19 protein-coding genes and 1 tRNA gene are annotated in these 18,485 nt (G+C 66.3%); 12 read left to right on the top strand and 8 right to left on the bottom strand.

Translation table 11 applies throughout. The annotated features are described in order from the left end of the window. Window positions 1-47 precede the first annotated feature (47 nt). From hglS to FOC84_RS06290, 4 genes are all read left to right on the top strand, one after another. Window positions 48-1,445: a 2-oxoadipate dioxygenase/decarboxylase HglS gene (gene hglS, locus FOC84_RS06305; protein ID WP_173143677.1), complete on the top strand. Its 1,398-nt coding sequence runs from the start codon at window positions 48-50 to the stop codon at window positions 1,443-1,445. After that, window positions 1,442-2,617, top strand: a complete 1,176-nt coding sequence (locus FOC84_RS06300; RefSeq protein WP_173143676.1) for an alpha-hydroxy acid oxidase — start codon at window positions 1,442-1,444, stop codon at window positions 2,615-2,617. Before hglS ends, FOC84_RS06300 begins: the two co-directional genes overlap by 4 nt. 98 nt (window positions 2,618-2,715) lie before the next feature. Continuing rightward, entirely contained in the window at window positions 2,716-3,705 is a 990-nt protein-coding gene (locus tag FOC84_RS06295; RefSeq protein ID WP_173143675.1) for a Bug family tripartite tricarboxylate transporter substrate binding protein, read from the top strand. Between the two features lie 157 nt (window positions 3,706-3,862). Beyond that, window positions 3,863-3,947, top strand: a tRNA-Leu gene (locus FOC84_RS06290). 91 nt (window positions 3,948-4,038) lie between these two features. Here FOC84_RS06290 and FOC84_RS06285 read toward each other — a convergent pair. Continuing rightward, entirely contained in the window at window positions 4,039-5,016 is a 978-nt protein-coding gene (locus FOC84_RS06285; protein WP_173143674.1) for a Bug family tripartite tricarboxylate transporter substrate binding protein, read from the bottom strand. Window positions 5,017-5,054: 38 nt separating this feature from the next. Further along, window positions 5,055-5,540 carry a MaoC family dehydratase gene (locus FOC84_RS06280; protein ID WP_088138800.1) on the bottom strand — a complete coding sequence of 162 codons (486 nt, stop codon included), beginning with the start codon at window positions 5,538-5,540 and terminating at the stop codon, window positions 5,055-5,057. A gap of 243 nt (window positions 5,541-5,783) precedes the next feature. Between FOC84_RS06280 and fabG the strand changes: the two genes are divergently transcribed. From fabG to FOC84_RS06250, 6 genes are read left to right on the top strand one after another with little or no spacing between them, the layout of a single operon-like run. Further along, window positions 5,784-6,530 (top strand): 3-oxoacyl-ACP reductase FabG, encoded by a 747-nt coding sequence (fabG, locus tag FOC84_RS06275; protein ID WP_173143673.1) that lies wholly within the window; start codon window positions 5,784-5,786, stop codon window positions 6,528-6,530. 22 nt (window positions 6,531-6,552) lie between these two features. After that, window positions 6,553-7,749, top strand: a complete 1,197-nt coding sequence (locus FOC84_RS06270) for a CaiB/BaiF CoA transferase family protein (RefSeq protein ID WP_173143672.1) — start codon at window positions 6,553-6,555, stop codon at window positions 7,747-7,749. A gap of 27 nt (window positions 7,750-7,776) precedes the next feature. Further along, window positions 7,777-9,030, top strand: coding sequence for a thiolase family protein (locus FOC84_RS06265; RefSeq protein WP_173143671.1), 1,254 nt, complete (start codon window positions 7,777-7,779; stop codon window positions 9,028-9,030). A 24-nt stretch (window positions 9,031-9,054) separates the two neighbouring features. Continuing rightward, entirely contained in the window at window positions 9,055-9,915 is an 861-nt protein-coding gene (locus FOC84_RS06260) for a MaoC/PaaZ C-terminal domain-containing protein (protein WP_173143670.1), read from the top strand. Window positions 9,916-9,940: 25 nt separating this feature from the next. Further along, on the top strand, window positions 9,941-11,092 hold the full coding sequence (locus tag FOC84_RS06255) for a CaiB/BaiF CoA transferase family protein (protein WP_173143669.1): 1,152 nt from the start codon (window positions 9,941-9,943) through the stop codon (window positions 11,090-11,092). Window positions 11,093-11,147: 55 nt separating this feature from the next. Beyond that, entirely contained in the window at window positions 11,148-12,023 is an 876-nt protein-coding gene (locus FOC84_RS06250) for an IclR family transcriptional regulator (protein WP_173143668.1), read from the top strand. Between the two features lie 70 nt (window positions 12,024-12,093). On the opposite strand, the gene FOC84_RS06245 is transcribed toward FOC84_RS06250, so the two are convergent. Beyond that, a complete protein-coding gene (locus FOC84_RS06245; protein WP_173143667.1) occupies window positions 12,094-12,345 on the bottom strand; it encodes a hypothetical protein in 252 nt (83 codons plus the stop codon). 249 nt (window positions 12,346-12,594) lie between these two features. Between FOC84_RS06245 and FOC84_RS06240 the strand changes: the two genes are divergently transcribed. Together FOC84_RS06240 and FOC84_RS06235 are read left to right on the top strand one after the other, a co-directional pair. Beyond that, window positions 12,595-12,864: a hypothetical protein gene (locus FOC84_RS06240; RefSeq protein WP_173143666.1), complete on the top strand. Its 270-nt coding sequence runs from the start codon at window positions 12,595-12,597 to the stop codon at window positions 12,862-12,864. Window positions 12,865-12,905: 41 nt separating this feature from the next. Further along, on the top strand, window positions 12,906-13,472 hold the full coding sequence (locus tag FOC84_RS06235) for a GrpB family protein (RefSeq protein WP_173143665.1): 567 nt from the start codon (window positions 12,906-12,908) through the stop codon (window positions 13,470-13,472). A gap of 33 nt (window positions 13,473-13,505) precedes the next feature. Here the strand turns inward: FOC84_RS06235 and FOC84_RS06230 are convergent, their stop codons facing one another. From FOC84_RS06230 to FOC84_RS06210, 5 genes are all read right to left on the bottom strand, one after another. Then, window positions 13,506-14,714 (bottom strand): NAD(P)/FAD-dependent oxidoreductase, encoded by a 1,209-nt coding sequence (locus tag FOC84_RS06230; RefSeq protein WP_173143664.1) that lies wholly within the window; start codon window positions 14,712-14,714, stop codon window positions 13,506-13,508. 140 nt (window positions 14,715-14,854) lie between these two features. Next, the gene (locus FOC84_RS06225) at window positions 14,855-15,034 is read right to left on the bottom strand and encodes a hypothetical protein (protein WP_088138810.1); all 180 of its coding nucleotides are present in this window, start codon (window positions 15,032-15,034) and stop codon (window positions 14,855-14,857) included. Between the two features lie 257 nt (window positions 15,035-15,291). Continuing rightward, the gene (locus FOC84_RS06220) at window positions 15,292-15,924 is read right to left on the bottom strand and encodes a helix-turn-helix domain-containing protein (RefSeq protein ID WP_173143663.1); all 633 of its coding nucleotides are present in this window, start codon (window positions 15,922-15,924) and stop codon (window positions 15,292-15,294) included. An 83-nt stretch (window positions 15,925-16,007) separates the two neighbouring features. Beyond that, on the bottom strand, window positions 16,008-17,462 hold the full coding sequence (locus FOC84_RS06215; RefSeq protein ID WP_173143662.1) for an N-acyl-D-amino-acid deacylase family protein: 1,455 nt from the start codon (window positions 17,460-17,462) through the stop codon (window positions 16,008-16,010). Window positions 17,463-17,474: 12 nt separating this feature from the next. Then, the gene (locus FOC84_RS06210; RefSeq protein ID WP_173143661.1) at window positions 17,475-18,485 is read right to left on the bottom strand and encodes an ABC transporter ATP-binding protein; all 1,011 of its coding nucleotides are present in this window, start codon (window positions 18,483-18,485) and stop codon (window positions 17,475-17,477) included.

The following is an 18,485-nucleotide window of genomic DNA, read 5'->3' as shown; positions in this document are numbered from 1 at the left end:
ATGATGTCATGCGGGCCATCCTTGTTTACCGATGTGCCGAGCCCGCAATGAGTCAGAATTTCGTCAATCCGGATCAGATCCGCGCCTGGTTCTCCCGCGCCATGTCCGACATGTACAAGTCGGAAGTGCCGCTGTACGACACGCTGCTGGACCTGGTCGCCCAGGTCAACGCCAAGACGCTGGCCGAACAGCCCGAGCTGGCCGCGCAGCTGGCCCGCACGGGCGAGATCGAGCGCCTGGACATCGAGCGCCACGGCGCAATCCGCGTCGGCACCGCGCAGGAACTGGCCAATATGCGGCGCGTGTTCGCCGTGATGGGCATGCAGCCGGTGGGATACTACGATCTGTCGCCGGCCGGCGTGCCGGTGCATTCCACCGCCTTTCGCGCCACCCACGAAGCCTCGCTGCAGGCCAGCCCGTTCCGCGTCTTCACCTCGCTGCTGCGGCTGGAGCTGATCGCCGACGAAGCGCTGCGCGAGAAGGCCGCCCGCATCCTGGCCGCGCGCCAGATCTTCACCGCGCGCACGCTGGAACTCGCGGCCCGCTTTGAGGCGCAGGGCGGGCTGATGGATGCCGACGCCCGCGAATTCGTGGCCGAGGCCCTGCACACCTTCCGCTGGCACAGCGAGGCGACCGTCAGCCTGGAAGACTACGAGGAACTGCACGGCCAGCACCGCCTGATCGCCGATGTGGTGGCCTTCAAGGGGCCGCACATCAACCACCTGACTCCGCGCACGCTGGACATCGACGAGGCCCAGGCCGAGATGCCGCGCCGCGGCGTGTCCGCCAAGGCCGTGATCGAAGGCCCGCCGCCGCGCAAGTGCCCGATCCTGCTGCGCCAGACCAGCTTCAAAGCGCTGGAGGAAGCGGTCCTGTTCGCCGGCGCCGACGGCCAGGCCGCGGCCGGCAGCCATACGGCGCGCTTCGGCGAGATCGAGCAGCGCGGCGTCGCGCTGACCCGCAAGGGCCGGGCGCTCTACGACCACTTGCTGGACCTGGCCCGCAGCCGCATCAGCGGCGCGCCCAACGAAGGCAATGCCGCCGCCTACATGCAGAACCTGCAGGACTGCTTTGCCGCATTCCCCGACGACCATGCCGAACTGCATGCGCAAGGGCTGGCCTATTTCCGCTACTTCCTGACCGGCAAGCAGGGCGGGGATCCCGAGGCCGGCCTGCAAGACCTGATCGCCCAGGGCTACCTCCGCTTCGAGCCGCTGGTGTACGAGGACTTCCTGCCCGTCAGCGCTGCCGGCATCTTCCAGTCGAACCTGGGCGACAAGGCGCAGGCCGAATACGCGCAGAACGCCAGCCAGGCCGCCTTCGAGCAGGCCCTGGGCGCCAAGGTGCAGGACGAGCTGACGCTTTACCAGGACACGCAGGACCGTTCGCTGGCCGCGTGCATGCAGGCGCTGGGCGCGCAGGCCGGCTCGCCGGTGGCTGCATGAGCCGTCTGGACCGCTGCCTGTCCGTGCGCGACTTCGAACGCGAGGCGCGGCGCATCATGCCGCGCTGCGTCGAAGGCTACGTCTGCGGCGGCACCGAGGACGGCGCCTCGCTCTCCGAGAGCGTGCGCGCGCTGGGCGACGTCGGCTTGCGGCCGCGCGGCCTGCGCGTGGTGGACCAGCGCAGCAGCGGGGTCGAACTCTACGGCCAGCGTTACGCCATGCCGGTGGGGTTCGCGCCTACCGGGTTCGCCGCCATCGTCATGCATGAGTGCGACCTGGCGCTGGCGCAGGCCGCCCAGCAGGCCGAGATTCCGTTCATCATCAGCGGCGCTTCCAGCGTGCCGCTGGAACGCTTGCAGCAAGCCACGGGCAAGCGCTGCTGGTATCAGGCCTATCTGCCCGGCAATACCGAGCGCATCGCCAAGCTGCTGGCGCGGCTGCGACAGGCCGAGATCCCGGTGCTGGTGGTGACCATAGACACCTGCGTCGGCGCCAACCGCGAGAACTTGCAGAAGCTCTCGTTCACCGTGCCCTTCAAGCTCAGTCCCAGCGTCATGCTGGATGGCATGCGCCACCCGCGCTGGAGCTTCAATGTCTTCCTGCGCACGCTGCTGGGCAGCGGCGTGCCCCGGTTCTCGAACCTGTACGAGGACATCGGCCCCCCCATCACCCAGGACCCGCCCAACGGCTTTCGCGGCGAACGCGACAAGCTGTCGTGGGAGCACATCCGCTGGATCCGCGAGAACTGGCCGGGCAAACTGGTGCTCAAGGGTGTGATGCATCCCGACGACGCGCGCCTGGCCTGCGCGGCAGGGGCCGACGGCGTGATCGTGTCCAACCACGGCGGACGCCAGCTCGACGGCTGCATTTCGCCGCTACAGGCGCTGCCCGACGTGGTGGCCGCGGTGCCGCCCGCTTTCCCGGTCATGGTCGATGGCGGCTTTCGCCGCGGCTCCGATGTGCTCAAGGCCGTGGCCCTGGGCGCGCGCATGGTCTTCACCGGCCGGCCCCAATTGTTTGGCGCGGCCGTGGCCGGCAGCGCCGGCATCCGCAAAGTGGCGGACATATTCCGCAGCGAAATCTCGACCAACATGGCGCTGCTCGGCTGCGCGACGCTGGCCGACCTCACGCCGGACCTGATCGCGCCCTTGCGTCCGGCGCGCGCCGCCTGACACGGGCGGCGCCGCCGCCCCGGGCAGGACTGCCCACACAACAACAAAAAGCGGCGCGCATCCCCCTGCGCGCCCATCCGTTTTCGACAGGAGGAAACATGAAGAAGATCTATACCAAACTGGCCGGCGTGGCGGCGGTGCTGGCGTGCATCGCCAGCGGACCGGCGCAGGCCCAGGCCGGGGCCTATCCTGCCAAGCCGGTGCGGCTGGTCGTGGGCTATGCCCCGGGCGGCACCACCGACATCAGCGCCCGCATGATCGCCGACGTGCTGGGCAAGGAATTCGGCCAGACCTTCGTGGTGGAGAACAAGCCCGGCGCCAACAGCAACATCGGCGCCGAGTCGGTCGCCCGTTCGGCGCCCGACGGCTATACCTTGTTCGTGGGATCGATTTCCACCGCGATCAACCAGTCGCTCTACTCCAAGATGTCCTATGACGCGCTCAAGGACCTGGACACGGTCGCCCTGTTGAATGTGGTGCCCAACATCCTGGCCGTCAACGCCAGCGTGCCAGTCAAGTCGGTGCAGGAATACATCGCCTACGCCAAGAAGAATCCCGGCAAGCTGACCTGCGCCTCGCCCGGCAACGGCTCGTCCGCGCATCTGGGCTGCGAACTCTTCAAGATGAAGACCGGCATCGATATCCTGCACGTCCCGTACCGCGGCAGCGGCCCGGCCGTGGCCGACCTGCTGGGCGGCCAGGTGGACTCGATCTTCGACAACCTGCCGCCGCTGCTGCCCCACGTGCGCGCCGGCAAGCTGACCGGCCTGGCCGTTACCACCGGCAGCCGCGTGCCGTTCGCCCCGGAAATCCCCACCATCGCCGAATCCGGCGTGGAAGGCTTCGACGTGGCCGCCTGGTTCGGCCTGTTCGCGCCCGCCGGCACCCCGCCGGAAGTCGTGCAGAAGGTCAACGCCGCCATCAACAAGGCCCTGACCTCCGACGCCGCCCTGGCCGCCAGCTACCAGACCAACGGCTTCCTGATGCCTCCGCCGCCCAACACGCCGCAGGCGTTCAAGGCCTTCATGGAAAGCGAAACCCGCAAGTGGGGTGAAGTCGTCAAGGCGACCAACCTGCAGATCAACTAATAGACCGGGGGAGGGGCCGTCCATGGCCCCTCTGGCGAGCTCTTGGGGACGGGTTGGTGGCGTTCCAGCGACACAGCGGCACGGAAGCACCCGGTTCCCGATTTGCGTGATAGAATATTCGACTTTCCAGGAAAGCACGCTTTTCTGGCTGAAGTTAGCCGACGTGGTGAAATTGGTAGACACGCTATCTTGAGGGGGTAGTGGCGAAAGCTGTGCGAGTTCGAGTCTCGCCGTCGGCACCAAGAATTTTTTCCAGGCCATCCCTGGAAATGCACAAAACCCGCATTTCTCGTCAGAGAGTGCGGGTTTTTTGTTGCGGTCGGTCTGAGGCGTCTATTGTGGTTCCAGGCCCGCCTGCTTGACGATGCCGCCCCAGCGCGGCAACTCCTGGCGCAGCATGGCCTCGAAGCCTTCTGGGGTGGTCGTGTGCGCCACGACTCCCAGCCCCTCCAGTTTCTCGATGACCTCTTTGTCCTGAAGCACGGCATTGAATACGCTGTTCAGCTTCTGAACCACCGCGGGCGATGCTCCCTTGGGTAGCAGGAAACCGATCCAGACGTGGGCCGGCACGGTGCCAAAGCCGCTTTCCTTCATGGTCGGCACTTGCGGAAACAGCTTGAGACGCTGTTCCGAACCGATCGCCAGCGCCTTCAATTTTCCGGAACTGACAAACGCCTGCACCGCCGGCACGGTATCGAAGGCGATGTCGACCTGTCCTGCCAGCAGGTCGGTCATGGCGCGCGCGCTACCCGGGTACGGGATGTGTTCAATGCGCAGTCCGTTCTGGAACTTCAGCGTTTCCATCGCCAGGTTGGATGAGGTGCCTGTGCCCGGGCTGGCGTAGTTCAGCTTGCCGGGGTTCTGCTTGGCATAGGCAACCAGGCCGGCTATGTCGTTGAACGGCATGCCCGGGCGGGCCACCAGCACCAGAGGCAGATCCGCCACCTGGCCGACCGGGGTGAAGTCGTCCGGGGTTTTGTAGTTCACCGTCTTGTACAGGAAGTGATTCGTGACCGCGGCCCCGGTTGCGGCAATCGTCAGCGTATAGCCGTCCGGCGGCTGGCGCACGAATGACGAAAGCAGCACGCTGCCGCCCTGGCCGGGCTTGTTTTCGACGATCACGGGCTGGCCTAGTCGGGGTGCGGCGCGCTCGGCCAGCATGCGGGCCACGGTGTCGGTGGCCTGGCCCGGCGGGAAGCCGAGCTGCAGCGTGATTGGCTTTTGCGGATAGTCATCCTGGGCCGCATGCGCGGCCAGCGGCGCCGCGGCGATGCTCGCGGCCATGATGAGGCGGGCTGCCGATTGCTTCATGTTGTCTCTCTCCTGTGCGCTGGCTTGAGCGCTTTTCGTTATTCGGTCGGACGTTTCTTCAGCAAATAGGTCTGGGTTCCATCCATCACGGTTTCGCCGCGCTGGTTCACCACGCGGGTCGCCATGCGGACAGTGCCGGTGCTGCGGCCGGGCTTGAGTTCCACGATTTCCAGCGAGCTGTACAGGGTGTCGCCCACATAGACGGGGCCGAGGAAGCGCGAGCTTTGCTCAATAAAGCCCTTCATCGACGCTTCGGTCATGTGCGGAAACAGCCCAGCGCCCGCAGCTGTCTGGATCGCCACCTGGAAGCCGTGGGCCAGCATGTGCGGCATGCCGTTGGCGCGGCAGTACTCGATGTCGTAGTGAATGGGGTGGTTGTCGCCGCTGGCCAGCTGGAACGCGGCGAACAGGGCGTCGGTCATCGTGCGCGAGGGCAGGACAAAGCGTTCGCCAATCTTGAAATCGTCGAAATAGCGTTGCTCGCACATCTGGTGCGAAGTGGGGTCGAAGCCTGTGTTCGGCATTACTTGTGTCTCCTGTTCTTGAGGCTGAAAGCGAGGCCAATGTACATTACGAAAATTATTTCCGCAATTGTCCGATTGGATTTGTATAGGGGAAATTGGCCAGAATTTTTATCACATTGCAGCGGGAATGAACTTTGGGATATATTGCGGAAATCATTTCTGCATTTCAATTCAAGCTGCGGACACGCTGTTGTGGACAGCAGTGCAGCGGCATCGAACAACAACACAAGACTGGAGACCTGGATGGATTTGGGATTGGATGGGAAAGTGGCCGTCGTCACGGGCGGCGGGAGCGGCATCGGCGCCGCGATATGCGCGCAGCTGGCCCGTGAAGGCGCCGCGGTCGTCGTGGCCGACATCAACGGCCAGGCCGCCCAGGCTCACGCGGACGATCTGGTTCGCGCGGGCGGGCGGGCCCATGCCTGCCAAGTGGATGTCACTGACGAGGCTTCCGTGCTCAAGCTCTTCGAGCGCGCTGGCGCCGAGTACGGAGGCGTGGACATTCTGGTGAACAACGCCGGTTTCACGCGCGATATGCGTATCACCAAGATGGGCCTCGATGACTGGGACAGCGTGGTCGACGTCATTCTCAAGGGCGCCTTCCTGTGCACCCGCGAAGCGGCGCGGCATTTCGCCCAGAAGAACTGGGGGCGTGTCATCAACATCTCGTCGCGCGCCCACCTGGGGAATCCCGGGCAAGCCAATTATTCGGCCGCGAAGGCCGGCCTTATCGGCTTTACGCGAGCCATGGCGCTGGAGCACGGCCGCCACAACGTAACGGTCAATGCCGTGGCGCCGGGCATCATCGACACCGAGGCGGTGCGGCGGCTGCCGCACTACGAAAAAATCCGAGAGGCGGCTCAGACGACGACGCCCATCCCCCGCATCGGTCATGTGAATGACGTGGCCAGCGTCGTCACGTTCCTGGCCTCGGAGCCCGCGGGCTACCTGACCGGGGATGTCATCCATGTCACTGGCGGCCGCTACTGAACGGCCCGGGAGGAAACACACCATGTCCATCAAACCTCTCGCGGGCATACGCATCCTGGATTTCAGCAAGGTGCTGGCGGGCCCCATCTGCACCCAGGCGTTGCAAGACCTGGGCGCCGAAGTCATCAAGGTGGAAGCGCGGGATGTCGGCGACGACACCCGCGGCTGGCCTCCCTTCCGCAATGGCGAAGGCGCGGTCTTCCACTATGCCAACCGGGGCAAGCGCAGCATCGCGCTGGACCTGAGATCCGCCGAGGGCCTGGCGGTGGTGCGCAAACTGGTTGAAAGCGCCGACGTGATCGTCGAGAGCTTCGGCCCGGGCGTGGCCGAGCGGCTGAAGATCGACTTCGAGACCTTGTCCGCCATCAATCCGCGGCTGGTGTATTGCAGTATTTCTGGCTACGGACGCAGCGGTCCGCTGGCGCACGGCAAGGGCTATGACATGATTCTGCAAGCCTTCGTCGGCATGTGCTCGATCATGGGCGAGCAGGGCAGCGGTCCGGTGCGCGCACCCTTTTCGCCGGTGGATCAGGGCACCGGCATGCAGGCCACCAGCGCCATCCTGGCCGCATTGATGCAGCGCGGCCAGACTGGCGAAGGATGCCGCATCGAGGCCTCCCTGTTCGAAACCGGCATGGCCTTTCTGGGCTACATGTTCCAAAGTTTCTGGGAGCGGGGCACCGAACCGCAGCGCTTCGGCTGCGCCCACGAATCCCTCTGCCCCTACGAGGCCTACCAGGCGCGTGACAAGAAAATCCTGATCGGCGTGGCCAGCGAAGCCTTGTGGCGGCGTTTGTGCGACGTGCTGGGCCTGGAGGGCATGCGGGACGATCCGCGCTTCGAGAACAATGCCATGCGCGTGCAGAACCGCAGCCTGGTCGCGCAATGCCTGAACGAGGTGCTGGCGAGGGAGGATGCGGCCCATTGGCAGGATTTGCTGATGGAAAACGGCATCCCGGGCGCGCAGATCAATACATTCGCCGATGCGTTGAATCACCCTCACACCCTGGCCAGCGGCATTCTGGTCGACGTGGACAGCGAGCGCTACGGTCCCATGCGCACGGTCGGACAGCCGGTCAAGTTCAATGGCCAGCGCAGTATCGCCAACGCGCCGGCGCCTGCCCATGGCGAGCATACGCGCGCCATCCTGGATGAGCTGGGATACGCCGACGAACAGATTGAAGCCCTGCGCCAGCGCGGCGTGGTCAAGCTGGCCTGACCGGCCAATAGAAAAATAGAGAGAGACATGAGCGAGACGTACATTGTTGGCATAGGCATGACGCCGCTGGGCAAGCACCTGGACCTGAGCGTGAAACAGTTGTCGGCCATGGCCGTGGACCAGGCGCTGCGGGACGCGGGGCTGGAACGCGAGGCCATCGAGGCCGCCTGGTTTTGCAATACGCGCCAGGGCGCGCTGGAGGGCCAGCACGGCGTGCGCGGGCAATGTTCGCTGCGCGCCTATGGCTTCCAAGGCATTGCCATCTTCAATACCGACAACGCCTGCGCCAGTTCGAGTTCGGGCTTGATGCAGGCCCACGCCGCGGTCAAGGCAGGGCTGTACGACGTCGCCCTGGTCGTGGGCGCGGAAAAAATGAACTACCCCGAAAAGCGCCAACAGATGTTCGAGGCTTTCAAGGGCAGCTGGGACCGTGACCTGGCCGAGCAACACATGGAGGCCTTGCTGGCCATGGGCGAAGGCATGGCGCTGCCGCCCGAAGCGCTGGCCGATGTGGGCGAACGCTCGGTCTTCATGGACATCTATGCCGCGCAGGCACGGTTTCACATGAAGACCTTCGGCACCACGCAACGCCAGATTGCGGCCGTGGCCGCCAAGAACCACTGGCATTCGCAGTTCAACCCGTTGGCTCAATACCGCACACCCATGACCGTGGAGGAAGTGCTGGCCGACAAGCTGATCGCCTGGCCCATGACGCGCTCGATGTGCGCACCCATGAGCGACGGAGCCGCTGCCCTGGTCGTCGTGTCCGAGAAAGCGCTCAAGCGCCTGGACGCCCGCCGGGCGGTGAGAATCCGCGGCATCGCGGTGAGCAGCGGTTCGCAGCGTACTGCCGAGCAGGTCGATCGCCATTTGACCCGGGTTGCCGCCTGGCGCGCCTACGAGGCCGCTGGCGTGGGCCCGCAGGACATCTCACTGGCCGAACTTCATGACGCATCGGCCATCGCCGAGATCCTGCACAGCGAGAATTGCGGCTTTTGCGACTATGGCGACGGCGGCGCGCTGGTCGAAAGCGGTGCGACACGCCTGGGCGGGCGCTTGCCGCTGAACGTATCCGGCGGCCTGCTTTCCAAGGGGCATCCCATCGGCGCCACGGGCGCCATACAGGTGCACGAGATCGTGACGCAGCTGCGCGGCGAGGCGGGCCAGCGCCAGGTGGCAGGCAATCCGCGCCTGGGCATGACCGAGAACGGCGGCGGCTTCTATGGGCTTGAAGAAGCCGCTTGCGTGGTCGGCATCTTCGAAGCACCGTCGCGCCAGTAAGGCGCTGCCCACAGGAGCAAGGCGATGCCCATCGACCGCGAACTGCTATTGAACTGGACCATCCCCGACGTCCGCCATGCCTATACTGAGCGCGACACCATGCTGTACGCGCTGGGCCTGGGGGTAGGGGACAATCCGCAATCCTCCCAGGCCATGCGCTTCGCCTTCGAGCGCGATCTGCTTGCGCTGCCCACCATGGCGGTGGTGCTGGGCTACCCAGGGCTATGGATGCGCGATCCGGGGCTCGGCCTGCAATGGCACAAGATGCTGCACAGCGAACAGGGCATGGCGCTATACCGGCCGCTGCCCACGGCGGGTACGGTGATCGGCCGTACCCGTGTCACCGATGTGTACGATCGCGGGCCGGAGAAGGGCGCGGTCGTGCATACCCGGCGCGACGTCGTCGACGCGGCGACGGACGAACTGCTGTGCAGCTTGTTCGTCACGTCCGTGCTGCGCGCCGACGGCGGCTTTGGCGGGCCGCCACCACCGGCGCGTCACAGCGCGGCCATGCCTGAGCGCGCTCCCGACTATGTGCGGGATCAGGCCATCCTGCCGCAGGCCGCCTTCATCTATCGTTTATCGGGCGACTACAACCCCTTGCACGTGGATCCGCAACTGGCGGCGGACGCAGGTTTCAAGGCACCCATACTGCATGGCCTGTGCACTTTCGGCATGGCCGGCCGCGCCTTGCTCGACGCAGCCTGCGGCAATGAGCCGCAACGCTTGCAGTCCATGGATGTGCGCTTCTCCGCGCCGGTATACCCAGGGGAAACCTTGCGCACGGAAATCTGGATCGACCATGGCTCGGCGCTGTTCCGCAGCAGTGCGCTGGAGCGCGGCACCGTCGTGCTGAACAACGGCCGGGCCGGGTTGGGGGCTTGAAATGACATTGAACAAGGAGAAAGCAATGGGTCCCTTGGCAGGACTGAAAGTGGTGGAGTTCCCGGCCATCGGCCCGGTTCCGATGTGCGGAATGCTGCTCGCCGATCTCGGGGCTACCGTCATACGGCTGGAGCGGCAGCAACCGGCGGCTGATCTGGGTGTGGAACGTCCGCTCAAGTACAACTTGCTGCTGCGCAACCGGCCCAGCATCAGCGTGGACCTGAAGACGCCCGACGGTGCGCGCTTCGCCATGGAACTGCTCGACTCCGCCGACGCGCTGCTCGAAGGCTTCCGGCCCGGCACTATGGAGCGCATGGGATTCGGACCGGAACCCTGCCTGGCCCGCAATCCGCGTCTGGTGTACGGCCGCATGACCGGATGGGGGCAGACCGGCCCCTATGCCGCCATGGCTGGCCATGACCTCAACTACATCGCCCTGACGGGCGCGCTTGACGCCATCGGCCGCAAAGGGCAGCCGCCCACGCCGCCCTTGAACCTGGTCGGTGATTTTGGCGGCGGCGCCCTGTACCTGGCCCTGGGGGTCATGGCAGCGGTCTACACGGTACGCAGCGGCGGCGCGGGGCAGGTGGTCGACGCGGCCATGGTGGATGGGGCCGCCTCGCTCATGACTCCGTTCTTCGGCATGGCGGCGGCCGGACTGCTCAATCCCGAGCGCGGCACCAATGTCCTGGACTCCGGTGCGCCGTACTACGACGTCTATCGCTGCGCCGACGGCAAGTACCTGTCCGTTGCACCCATTGAAACCCGTTTCCGGAAGACCTTCTTCGACAAGCTCGGGCTGGACAGCGATATCCAGGCCGGCGATCCGCGCGCCGGCTGGGAAGCCTTGCGCGAGCGGATTGCGGCGCGCATCGCATCCCGCACACAGGAGCAATGGTGCGCAATTTTCGACGGCACCGACGCCTGCGTCGCTCCAGTCTTGTCCATTGCCGAGGCTCCCCTGCACCCTCACACCCGGACCCGTGCCACATTCATCGACGTGGACGGCGTTTCACAGCCCGCGCCGGCTCCGCGCTTCAGTGGCACTCCTAGCGCCACGCCCCGTCCGCCCGAACCCGTCAACAGCAGCTACGAGCAATGCTTGCGCGCGTGGGGCTGGCCGGATACGGCGATTGCTCACTGGCGCGGGAACCCTGCAGTCGGCCCCGCTGCGTAGGTTCGGCCGTCCAACCCGTCTGCTAGACTCATATGCCTGAATCCGGAATTTCCCCATGAGCAAGACTGACCGCATCCCCGCGCCCGCGAATGGCCGGCGCCGCAAGGCGATGGGCGCCAGCCCCGCTGACAATACGGTCGCCCGTGACGATTTGAAAGACAGCTCCGACAGGCAATTCGTCGTGGCACTGGCGCGCGGCCTGGACATACTCAAGGCATTCCGGTTGCGCGAGGGTCCGCTGGGCAACCGTGAATTGTCAGAGCGCACCGGCATGCCCGCCGCAACGGTATCGCGGCTGACCTATACCCTGTGCCGTCTCGGTTATCTGGAATTCAATGCGCGCCAGGAAAACTACGAACTGGGCAGCAGCACCGTAGCGCTGGGGCAGGTCGCCTTGGCCCGGCGCAATATCCGCCAGGTCGCCGCGCCCCTCATGCAGGAGCTTGCCGACCGTAGCAACGGTAACGTCGGCCTGGGCATCCTGCACAAGCGCATGATGCTTTACATCGAGACCTGCGAAGGCTCGGGTCTGCTCGGCCTGCGCCTGTTCAATGGCTCGCGTATTCCCGTCATCACCAGCGCCATGGGGCGGGCCTATCTGGCCCGCATGGAAGAAACCGAGCGCGAAAATCTGCTGGAAGTCCTGCGGCCCCAGTTCGGCGCCGATTGGGCTACCGCCCTGGTTGGTCTGCAGAAAGCCATGCGCGATATGGACCGCCACGGATTTTGTACTTCGCTGGGCGAATGGCAGAGCTATATCCACGGCGTAGGCACCGCCATACGCCTTTCCGACGGCAGCCTGTACGGCTTGAATCTGGGCGGTGCGGCCTATCTGCTGCCCGAACGCGAACTGGTCGAAGTCTACGGCCCGCAACTCGTGGAAGTCGCCGAGAAAATCCGCAGGGCGATGAGCGTGCCGGACGAGGCGTGACACGTCGCTCGCGGCTTCCCGCCGCGGGCCCGGTATCGAGGGTGCGTGCAGCGAATCGGCGCGCCGGCCGTTATCTGGATCGCAACGCCAGCCACGCCAGTCCGCCAAACACCAGAAGAAAAACACCTCCAAGCAGCGGGCCATCCGCCCCGGCGTTTCCTGCGTAGATATTCTGCGCCGTGACCAGCGGCACCAAGGGGAAAGTAAGAAACACCACCGAAGTCGGCAGATGCGCATGCGGAGGATTCAGGACGACGGACAGCACCGTCATCACAAGGCTTGCCGCCAGATAGGCGGCGATGAGCTTGAGCGCAATTTTCATGAGGATGGCGCATCCACGGCAGTGTTCGGGAACGAGGTTAGCCGTTGCAATGAGCTTGCAGCGGCATAATTGGTTTGCCGGCGTGGGTTGGCCGGCTGCGGCAGTCTAGCCGGCAATCCAGGGCGCCGCCAAAGGTTGCCAACACTCTCTTGCTCTCTGACCGGCAACGTTTCGAAGCAATTCCCCGTGGATCGGCGATTTGAAGAGCCTGCTATAAAGTCGGCTACAGCTTTTCTGTAGGGCCAGGAAATGTCCATTCAAACGTTGAGCCGCTGTGGTGTGGCGATTTTTGCGGCTGCGCTGATGGCCGGCTGCTCCTCCAGCGGTTCCAAGACTTCGGAGCAGGGTGCCGCCAAGTCTTATTCCTCCACCGCCCGCGCCGGCGGAGAGTGCGCGAGCCGCGGCAAGTGCATCTACAAGGGTGCGTACGAATCAGGGGAACGGAACTACGCCGAAGCGGAAGCGAAGCGCCTGAACATGGCCGAACTGGAGCGCCTGCGCCGCGCTTTCGGCAATTGACCCAGGCAGGAAACCGGCGCGCGCCCACGCCTGAAGAAATCATGCGGCATTACGATGCGGACCCGGACGAGGACCCTTGGGTCCGTGGCAAGCCGGCGCCGGAGCGGGTCGCGGTTGTGCCCTATGACCCCGCTTGGCCGGCCCGTTATGGCCAGCTGGAGGCGCAGGTGCGCGAGGCATTGGGACCGGCCGCGCTAGCGGTCGAGCATATGGGTTCGACGGCGGTCCCGGGCCTGCCGGCCAAGCCGGTGATAGACATCGACCTGACGGTGGCCGACCCCGCGCGGGAGGACGCTTATGTCCCCGCCCTGGAAGCCGCCGGTTATCTGCTGATCTTGCGGGAACCGTCCTGGCACCAGCACCGCCTTTTGCAGCTGGCCGCTCCGCGCGTGAACCTGCACGTGTTCGGCCCGGACTGTCCCGAGAACATCCGGCACCGGATGTTCCGCGACTGGCTGCGCCAGCATGACGCCGACCGCGATCGGTATGCCCAGGCCAAGCGCGATGCGGCGGCTGGCGTGATGCAGGTCATGGAGTACAACAAGCGCAAGGAAGATGTCCTGCGCCAGATCTACGAGCGCATGTTCCGCGCCGCCGGCTTTATCTGAGGCGCGCCGGCGCGGGCATATCCGCTATCTGCTTCAGTAGTGGCTCTTGAGCGGCACGGCCGGGTCAGCCAGGACTTCGCGAGGCGGGTTCAGTCCCAATTCCAACAGCTTGCGCGCCGCCAGGTGGTCCATCGGGGCGTTGATCGACTCGACGCAGACCAGATGGCCGTCGGCGAAGTGCAGGATCGAGAAGCTGCCGGGCTTGGCGCCCGGGCGCAGGACGCGCTCGGTATCCGGAGGCGCCAGGCCGGCGATCTGCAGGCGCAGGGCGCCCTGGTCGGACCAGAACCAGGGCAGGGCGTGATACGGCGTCTTCGTGCCAAGCAGCACGCCGGCCAGGGTGCGGGCCTGGTCGTTGGCGTTCTGCACCGATTCCAGGCGCAGGGTCTTGCCCCAGCGCGCATACGGAAACGAGGTGCAGTCGCCGATGGCGTAGATGCCCGGCGCCGAGGTCTGCATCAGCGCGTCCACCACGATGCCGTTCAGGCAGTCCAGGCCGGCGGCCTGCGCCAGCGTGATCTCGGGCACGGCGCCGATGCCGGCGACCAGCAGGTCCACCGGATGTTCCACTTCGTTGACCACGACGCTGCGCACGCGGCCGTTCTCCGTCCGGATATGTTGCAGGTCGGAGGACAGGCGCAGGTCGACGCCGGACTCGTGCAATACGCGGGCGACGTGGTCCGAGGCCTCGGGCGACACGGAACGCGCCAGCAGGCGCGGCGCGGATTCGAAGACGGTGACCGGCTTGCCCAGGGCGCCCGCCGTGGCGGCGATTTCCAGGCCGATGAAGCCGCCGCCCACGACGGTGACCGAAGGCGCGTCGGCGATCGCGGCGCGCAGGCGCGCGGCGTCGTCGGCGTTGCGCAGGTAGATCAGGTTCTGCAGTTCATCCGGGACGTCGGGCAGGCGCCGTGCGCGCGTGCCGGTGGCCAGCACCAGCGCGTCGTAATCCAGCTGTTTGCCCGAAGCCAGCGTCAAGCGGCGCGCGTCGCGGTCTATGCCGACGGCGGGATCGGCCAGCAGGACCTGCACGCCGGCGTCGGCGTAGACCGCTTCGGGGCGCAGCAGCTGGATCGGAGCTTCCGGATCCTTGATGTAGGTCTTGGAGAGCGGCGGGCGGTGGTAGGGCAGCGAGGCCTCTTCGCACACCAGCGTCAGGCTGCCGGGAAAGCCGCCTTCTATCAGGCTGGCGCACAATTGCGCCGCCGCGTGGCCGCCGCCGACGATTACCACCTTCTGCATGCATGACTCCTGTTCTGCCTGGCCCGGTTTCGGGCCGAATCGGCAATGCTACCGCAGGTGGCGGCTGGAGGAACTGCATGCAGGAGGCGAAGGGCGCTGCGCGCTCGGATGAGGTCAGGCCGCGGCGTTGGGGGACAGGTTCAGGCGCCCGGCAGCATGTAGCGGGCGGAAACGGCCAGGATGCGCTGGGCGGATTCGCGCAGCTTGCGGGCTTCGCGGTGGGCGTTGAGGGAAATCACGGCGTCGTAGCGGCGCGCGCTGAGCGGACCGGCCAGCAGCACCGGGCGGCGGGTAAGAATCGGGGATATCAAGCGTTGCATATGGAGCATTCCTGCGGGCGTCAGGCCCAGTCGATGCCAGGTATCGTAAGGCGGCCAGGGGCGGCGGCCAACGAATTACCTTTTATATGAATATCCGGCGCGCGCCCGGGATTCGGGGGCTGGCGGATATCCGAACGCCAGTATCGCCTGCGAGTATGACAGTCATATGCCAGCGCCGCGCGCGGCCGCTCGGCCGGGGACGGCCTGGCGTGCGCACTGGCCTTCCGGGCAAGGACGCTCGTGGCGCGGCTGTCGGCTCAGGGCGCCTTCAGCCGCGACGGTACTTCGCCCACGTCGCTGCACACCGCCAGCACTTCGGCGGGCTTCCGGCTCATGGACAGGTAGACGTGGCCGATGCTGCTGTCGAAATAGGCGGTTTCCAGCTTGCCCAGCACGACGCTGTCGCCGTTTTCGAACTGGATGCGGACCTTGCCCGACAGCACCACCGCGAATTCCTGGCCAGGGTGCCGGATGTAGTCCTCGAACTCGACCACCTTGCGCGAGTCGATGAGCGCCAGCATGGGCGTCATCTTCTTGCCGGGGTACTCGCCCATGAGCAAGCGGTAGTGGTAGTTTTCCGTGACGTAGTCGCGGGCGTCGCTGAGCTTGTTCTTGACGAAGGTCGGGGCGACGGCGGCTTGCGAGGCGTCGGGCAGCATGAACATGCGGGTCATGTCTATGCCCAGCGCGCCCGCCAGCGCGGCGAACTTCTCGTAGCTCAGGGCGATCTGTCCCAGCTCCGCTTTCGACAGCGTCGAGACCGCGATGCCGCTGGCGGCGGACAGCGCCTGCAGGGTCATCTTGCGCGCCTTGCGCTCGGCCCGCAGGCGAGCGCCCATTTCTTCCTTGCCCACGATCTCGGGGGGGGATGTAGTGCCGGGTAGGGCCATGTAGCGATCTGGCAGGTAGGGGGTGGTGGGGGCAGGGCCCGCAAGCCCCGCCGCGTATGCCGGATTGTAAGGGCTGGCGGCGCTCAGGCTCCGGCGCGGTTGAGGACGCGGCCCGCGTGCTGGCCGGTGAAGGCCTGGCCTTCCCAGACGGGCGCGCCGTTGACGTAGACCGAGTGGATGCCCGCGGCGCGCTCGGTGGGGCGTTCGAAGGTGGCCGAGTCGGCCACGGTGGCGGGGTCGAAGACCACCAGGTCGGCGTAGTAGCCGGGCTGCACCTGGCCGCGTTCGGCCAGGCCGAATTTGGCGGCGGTCAGGCCGGTCATCTTCCAGACCGCGGTCTCCAGCGGGAACAGGCCCAGGTCGCGCGAGTAATGGCCCAGCACGCGCGGGAAGGTGCCCCACAGGCGCGGGTGCGGACGTTCGTCGTGGGGCAGGCCGTCGGAGCCGATCATGGTGGGCCCAAACGCCAGGATGCGCTGCACGTCGGGCTCGTCCATCATGAAGTAGATGGCGCCGGCGGGCTGCAGTTCCGGCACCACGTCGTACTTGGACTTGCCGCGTTCGGCGGCGATTTCCTCCAGGTCGCGCCCGCTCAGTTCGGGAAAGGGCTTGCACCAGGTGATGAGCGTGCGGCCCGCCAGCAGCACGCGGTCCTGCTTGAGCATGGTGGAGCCGGCCACGTAGGGATAGGCGTCCAGCGACACGTCCTGGCTGGCCATGGCGGCCTCGATCAGCGCCAGCGTTTCCTTGGAGCGGCCGAAGTTGGGCTTGCCCATGACCTTGTGGTGCGAGATCACCACCGGCACGTCCAACTCGCGGCCGATGCGGAAGGTCTCTTCCAGCGCCGCCACGATGTGTTCGCCTTCGTCGCGCATATGGGTGGCGTAGACGCCGCCATGCGTGCCCAGCGGGCGGCAGACTTCGATGATTTCCTCGGTGCTGGCATGGGCCGCGGGCGGGTAGAACGCGCCGGTGGAGATGCCGATGGCGCCGCTGGCGAGCGCGTCGTCGGCCAGCGCCTGCATGGCCTGGATTTCCTCGGCCGTGGCCTCGCGCCGCAGGTCGGGCATGACGGCGGCGCGCAGGGTGGAATGGCCCACCATGCAGGCGGCGTTGACGGCGGGCGGGGCCGCGCGCAAGGCTTCCAGGTAGTCGGAGAAGCGTTCGAAGCGGAACGAGCCGCCTTCGTCCAGCAGGTCCAGCGGCGCGGGCGGGTTGGCGTGCGCCAGCGGCGCCAGGCTGATGCCGCAGTTGCCGGTGACCACGGTGGTGACGCCCTGCGAGATCTTGGGCGTCATGTCGCGGTGCTTGAGCAGGTAGTTGTCGTCGTGCGTGTGCGAGTCGATGAAACCCGGCGACACCACTTTGCCGGCCACGTCGATGCGCCGGCGGGCGCTGCTGGCGCTAAGGTCGCCGACGGCGGCGATCCGGTCGCCGCGCACGCCGACGTCGGCAAGCCGGCCCGGCGAGTTGGTGCCGTCGATGACGGTGCCGCCGGCAAGGATGTAGTCGAACGGGGTGGCGTCAGTCTGGGACATGGGTATCTCCGGCTAAATGGTGGCGAAATGGCAGGCGACCTGCTGTTCGGGGGCGATCAGGCGGGGCTGCGGCGCTTCCTCGGCGCAGCGCGGCTGCGCCACCGGGCAACGGGTACGGAAGGCGCAGCCCGAGGGCGGCGACAGCGGGCTGGGAATCTCGCCCTTCAGCACTTCCACGGGCTTGCGTTCGCCCTGGCGGGCGGAAGGCACGGCGGCCAGCAGGGCGCGGGTATAGGGATGGGCGGGGCGTTCGAAGATGGCCTCGCGGGTGCCGGTCTCGACGATCTTGCCCAGGTACATCACGGCGACGCGGTGGCTGATGTGGCGCACCACGCTCAGATCGTGTGAGATGAACACATAGGTCAGGCCCAGATCGCGCTGCAGATCCATCAGCAGGTTGATGACCTGCGCCTGCACCGAGACGTCCAGCGCCGATACCGGTTCGTCGCAGACGATCAGGCCAGGGTCCAAAGCCAGGGCGCGGGCGATCACGATGCGCTGGCGCTGCCCGCCGGAGAACTCGTGGGGATAGCGGTCGGCGGCGTCCGGACGCAGGCTGACGCGGGCCAGCAGCTGCGCGACGCGGTCGCGGATGGCGGCGCGGCCGTGGCCGAAGGCGCGCAGCGGCTCGCCGATGATGTCGCGCACCCGCATGCGCGGGTTCATCGACGAGAACGGATCCTGGAAGATGAACTGCATGCGCTGGCGCATGGCGCGCAGCTCGCGGCTGTTCATGGCGGCCAGGTCGCGGCCTTCCAGCAGGATGCGGCCCTCGGTGGGGTCGGTCAGGCGGATCAGGCATTTGCCGGTGGTGGACTTGCCGCAGCCGGATTCGCCCACCAGGCTCAGCGTCTGGCCGCGCGGCACCGACAGGGACACGCCGTCGACCGCGCGCAGCACCTTGGCGCCGCTGCCGCTGTCCACGGGATAGTGCTTCTTCAGGCCGATGACCTCCAGCATGGGCGGGGCGTCGGCGGCGGGCGCGGACATGGCGCTCGCAAGGGGGATGTCGTGCAGGTTCAT

The organism is Achromobacter pestifer (assembly GCF_013267355.1).
GTDB lineage: Bacteria > Pseudomonadota > Gammaproteobacteria > Burkholderiales > Burkholderiaceae_B > Achromobacter > Achromobacter pestifer_A.
The sequence above is the reverse complement of the archived record's forward strand: the minus strand, read 5'-3'. Positions and strand labels throughout refer to the sequence as shown.